We start from the raw sequence: 4,962 nt of genomic DNA, 5'->3' as shown, positions 1-4,962 counted from the left end.
GGGCGCCCGGTCGCAGCGCCCGCACCTCCGCGTACACGTTCGTGGGACGCCCGAACAGCGCGACCGCCTGGTCCACCACCCTGACCGCGGCCGACTGGCGCACCCACTGGCCGTCCCGACCTGCCGTTACGGGGTGAACCGCAGCACGGCGGCCACCTCGCCGCGTCCCGGGACGTCGTCGCGGCGGACCGCGAGCACCCGGCCGTCGGTGAGCCAGACGCGCCGGCTGATCTCGTCCAGCACGCCGTAGTCCACCGCGTCCGGCGTCTCCCGGAACTCGACCGCGCCGGTCTGCTCGTCCACGAACCCGGGCACGCCCGCGTCGATGTCCACGAACACCGTGTCGACCGCGCCGATCGTGGCGAACCGGGCGACGTCGGCCACGTCGGTGACCGTGCGGCCCTGGGACGTGCGGCGGTCGAACAGCTCGTGCCAGTCGCGCGGCTGCCCGGCGTGCACCTCGTCCAGCACCTCGCGGGCGGCGGCGACGAGCGCCCCGTCGGCCGCGGCGCCCTGGTCGCCGCCACCTCCGGGCGAGACGCTCTTCGGCGCCAGGTGCGGGTAGCTGCACACGGACCGGAAGATGCCGTCCAGCGGCTCGACGGCGGCCAGCACCAGCGGGGTGTCCGAGCCCGCGAGGACCGGTCGCAACGCCTGGTCGACCTTCCGCGCGAACTGCCGCATCCGCACCTTCTGGCCCTCGCTGCCCTGGATGCGGCGGACGGGCGCCCGGTCCGAGATGGACGACTTGCCGACGGCGCTGGCCACGTCCGACGGCATGTCGGGCACCCGCACCTCGGCCGCGGGCAGGTCGGGGAGCACCTCCAGCAGTCGCACGGAGCCCTTCGTCAGCACGAGCAGGAACGCCGCCTGCGGGAACGTGATCGACCGCAGCAGCGGCTTGACGTGGAACCGGTCGGACACCTCGACGGCGGACGTGAGGTGGTTGGGCAGCCGGAACGTGGTCAGCGACTCGGGCGTGGCGAACACCGCGAGGCTGCGCGCCTGGAACCGCCAGAACTCGTCGTCCTCGACCAGGTCGGAGAGCTGCTCCTCGACCGCCTCCACCGACTGCCGGTCGACCCCGCCCTCCCGGAGCTGCTCGACGGCCGCGCCGCCGAGGTTCTTCAGCTCGATCCGCTCCTCGTCGCCAGGCGACTCGGGGCGCGTCGGCAGGTACAGCGACACGCCGGCGGGCGACCGGGTCGTCAGCAGGCGGGTGACCTGGTCACGGGTGGGGATGTCGGTGTGCAGAGTCATGGCGGCGTCTCCTCGCGGTGGTCACAGCGGATGCCAGGACCGCCCCGCCGATGCCGCCCGCCGACGACGGGCCGCCGCGGGGGCCGCTTCCCCGGTCGGGGTTCGGTGGGGCGGAGCGGGTTCGCCGGGTTCGGTCCGGTTCGGATGATCGGCCCGCTAACGTCGAAGAGGTGACCGAGGCCTACCTCCGCTTCCCGCACCTGCACGGCGATCTCGTGACCTTCGTGGCAGAGGACGACGTCTGGCTGGCCCCCCTCGCCGGTGGTCGTGCCTGGCGGGTGACCGCCGACCAGGTGCCCGTGTCCTTCCCCCGCTTCGACCCGACCGGCGCGCGCCTGGCGTGGACCAGTCGTCGTGACGGGGCGCCCGAGGTGCACCTGGCGCCAGTGGAGGGCGGGGAGGCCACCCGGCTGACGTACTGGGGCGACTACTCGACCAGCGTGCGCGGGTGGACGTCGGACGGTGAGGTCGTCGCCATCACGTCGACCGGGCAGGCGTCCACCAACCGGAGGTGGGCGCACGCCGTGCCCACGGACGGTGGTCCGTCCCGGCGGCTGCCGTTCGGCTGGGTGGGTGACGTGTCGTTCGGGCCGTCCGGGCAGGTCGTCGTGGCGTCCGTCTACGGGCACGACCCGGCCTGGTGGAAGCGGTACCGGGGCGGCGCGGCGGGGAAGCTGTGGGTCGACGTGGACGGCGACGGGGGGTTCACGCGGATCCTGCCCGACCTGACCTCGTCGTTGACCTCCCCGATGTGGATCGGGGACCGGATCGCGTTCCTGTCCGACCACGAGGGCGTCGGCAGCCTGTACTCGGTGTCGCCCGACGGCTCGGACCTGCGGCGGCACTCCGAGCAGGAGTTCTACGCGCGGGTCGCGTCGAGCGACGGAGAGCGGGTCGTGTGGCAGCACGCCGGTGAGCTGTGGGTCCTGGACGACCTGGCGGGCGCCGAGCCGCGGAAGGTGGAGATCGCGCTCGGCGGCCCGCGCACGGCTCGTCGGCCCCGGCCCGTGTCGTCGCGGCCGGACGACTTCCACCCGGACAGGACCGGCCGGGCGAGCGTGGTCGAGGTGCGCGGGACGGTGCACTGGGTGACGCACCGGGACGGGCCGGTGCGGGCGCTGGCCGAGCAGCCCGGGGTCCGGGCCCGGTTGCCGCGCGTGGTCGGTGACAGCGTGGTGTGGGTGACCGACGCGGACGGCGAGGAGGGCCTGGAGTTCTCCCCGGTCGGGGGCGTCGAGCCGGGCAACGAGCCGCGTCGCGTCGCGGTCGGCAAGGTGGGCCGCGTGCTGGAGCTGGAGGTGTCGCCGGACGCCCGCAGGCTCGCCGTCGCCACGCACGACGGGCGGCTGCTGCTGGTCGACGTGGAGTCCGGCGAGGTGCGCGAGGTGCTGAAGAACGCGAACCCGCACGTCACCGGCCTGGCGTTCTCCCCGGACTCGAACTGGCTGGCCTGGTCGCACCCCGGTCCGCGGCCGTTGCAGCACATCCGGATGACCAACACGACCGACCTGTCCGTGGTGGACGTGACGCCGCTGCGGTTCTCCGACTTCTCGCCGACGTTCACCGAGGACGGCCGCTACCTGGCGTTCCTGTCGGTGCGCAGCTTCGACCCGGTGTACGACGCGCACGTGTTCGACCTGTCGTTCCCGACCGGCTGCCGGCCCTACCTGGTGCCGCTGGCCGCGACCACGCCGTCGCCGTTCGACCCGCTGCGCCTGGGCCGGCCGGTCGGTGACGACTCGTCGGACAAGGACAAGGACAAGGACGACGAGAACCCGATCACGGTGGTGGACCTGGACGGGCTGGCGGACCGGGTGGTGACGGTGCCGGTGGCCGCCGCGCGGTACTCCGGGCTGACCGCCGCCAAGGGCGGGTTGGTGTGGCTGCGGTCGCCGTTGCGGGGTGTGCTGGGCGACGACCTGTCCCCGCGTCCGCCGCGGGCGGTGCTGGAGCGGTACGACCTGGCGAAGTCGCGGACGGACACGCTGGTGGACGGCGTGGACGCGTTCGACGTGACCGGTGACGGGCAGCGGGTCGTGGTGCAGGACGGGCGGCACCTGCGGGTGGTGCCCGCGGACCGCAAGGTCGACTCGGAGGACAGCGACTCGGTGGACGTGGACCTGTCGCGGATCCGGGTGGTGGTGGACCGGGCGGCCGAGTGGCGGCAGGCGTACGGCGAGGCCGGGCGGTTGATGCGGGACCACTTCTGGCGCACGGACATGGGCGGCGTGGACTGGGCGGGCGTGCTGGAGCGCTACCGGCCGCTGGTGGACCGGCTCGGCAGCTACCAGGACCTCGTCGACCTGCTGTGGGAGGTGCAGGGCGAGCTGGGGACGTCCCACGCGTACGTGATCCCGGCGCGGGGGTCGCGCGGCCGGGCGGTCGGCCTGCTCGGCGCGGACCTGGAGCGGGACGAGGCGGGCGCCTGGCGGGTCGTGCGGGTGATCCCGGGCGAGACGTCGGACCCGGCGGCGCGGTCGCCGCTGGCGGCCCCCGGGGTCGCGGTGCGGACCGGTGACGCCATCGTGGCGGTCGACGGGCGGCAGGTCGACCCGGTGACCGGTCCCGCGCCGCTGCTGGTGGGCACGGCGGGCAAGCCGGTGGAGCTGACCGTGCGGCCCGGTGGTGGCGGTGAGCCGCGCCGGGTCGTGGTGGTGCCGCTGGCGGACGACGAACCGCTGCGCTACCACGCGTGGGTGGCCGACCGGCGTGCGCGCGTGCACTCGTCGTCCGAGGGCCGGGTCGGGTACCTGCACGTGCCGGACATGACGGGCGTCGGGTGGGCGCAGCTGCACCGGGACCTGCGGGTGGAGCTGGCGCGCGAGGCGGTGGTGCTCGACGTGCGGGAGAACGGCGGCGGGCACACGTCGGAGCTGGTGGTGGAGAAGCTGGGCCGGCGGATCATCGGCTGGTCGGTGGCCCGCGGGTACACCACGGCGGACAGCTACCCCGGTGACGCGCCGCGCGGGCCGGTGGTGGCGATCGCGGACGAGTTCGCCGGGTCCGACGGGGACATCGTCAACGTGGCGATCAAGGAGATGGGCATCGGGCCGGTGGTGGGCACCCGCACGTGGGGCGGGGTGATCGGCATCGACATGCAGTACACGCTGGTGGACGGCACGCTGGTGACGCAGCCCCGGTACGCGACGTGGTTCGCCGGTCCGGGGTGGGGCGTGGAGAACCACGGCGTCGACCCGGACGTCGAGGTGGTGATCACGCCGCAGGACCGGGTGGCCGGGCGCGACCCGCAGCTCGACACCGCCGTGCGGCTGGCCCTGGAGGCGTTGGCCGAGCGCCCGGCCGCCGTCCCGCCGGAGCTGCCGCCGCTCACCTGATTTCACCCGGGCGTGTGACGGCGAGGTAGTTGCGGCAGGTGGTCCGAAACCGACCAATGGGTGACACGCGAGATCGTGGTCGGGGGCGGTTCGGTGAGTCATCGTGAGGTGCCGCGCAGTGGGCGCGGGTGCGTGTCGGCGGTCGTCGGGTTGCCGGTGGTCGCCATGGGCGGGGTGGCGGCGCTGGTGCTGGTGTTCGGCCAGCCGGAGCCGCCGTCGTCGGTGCCCGGTGGTGTGCCGGGGGCGACGCGGCAGACGTTGGTGAGCGTGAGCGTGCGGACCAGCGCGCTGCCCGTGCCGGTGCCCCGGGTGGGTGTCGAGCCGGTGGTGACGCGGTCGGCGGCCACGGCGCAGGACCCCGAGGCCG

Annotated in this window: 3 protein-coding genes; 2 read left to right on the top strand and 1 reads right to left on the bottom strand. The window is 74.4% G+C overall.

The features are described 5' to 3' along the window. Positions 1-126: 126 nt before the first annotated feature. Positions 127-1,260, bottom strand: a complete 1,134-nt coding sequence (locus AB0G02_RS28050) for a hypothetical protein (protein ID WP_360799458.1) — start codon at positions 1,258-1,260, stop codon at positions 127-129. A 170-nt stretch (positions 1,261-1,430) separates the two neighbouring features. Here AB0G02_RS28050 and AB0G02_RS28045 point away from each other — a divergent pair, with 170 nt between their 5' ends. After that, the gene (locus AB0G02_RS28045) at positions 1,431-4,595 is read left to right on the top strand and encodes a PDZ domain-containing protein (RefSeq protein ID WP_360799455.1); all 3,165 of its coding nucleotides are present in this window, start codon (positions 1,431-1,433) and stop codon (positions 4,593-4,595) included. A 60-nt stretch (positions 4,596-4,655) separates the two neighbouring features. Further along, a partial coding sequence (locus tag AB0G02_RS28040) for a hypothetical protein (RefSeq protein ID WP_360799452.1) occupies positions 4,656-4,962 on the top strand: 307 nt, incomplete at its 3' end.

It is taken from the genome of Actinosynnema sp. NPDC023658 (genome assembly GCF_040639995.1).
Taxonomy (GTDB): Bacteria; Actinomycetota; Actinomycetes; order Mycobacteriales; family Pseudonocardiaceae; genus Actinosynnema.
The sequence above is the reverse complement of the archived record's forward strand: the minus strand, read 5'-3'. Positions and strand labels throughout refer to the sequence as shown.

Excerpts from the sequence above, each read along its gene's own strand:
- AB0G02_RS28050 (WP_360799458.1), bottom strand. The coding sequence starts at position 1,260 with ATGACTCTGCACACCGACATCCCCACCCGTGACCAGGTCACCCGCCTG.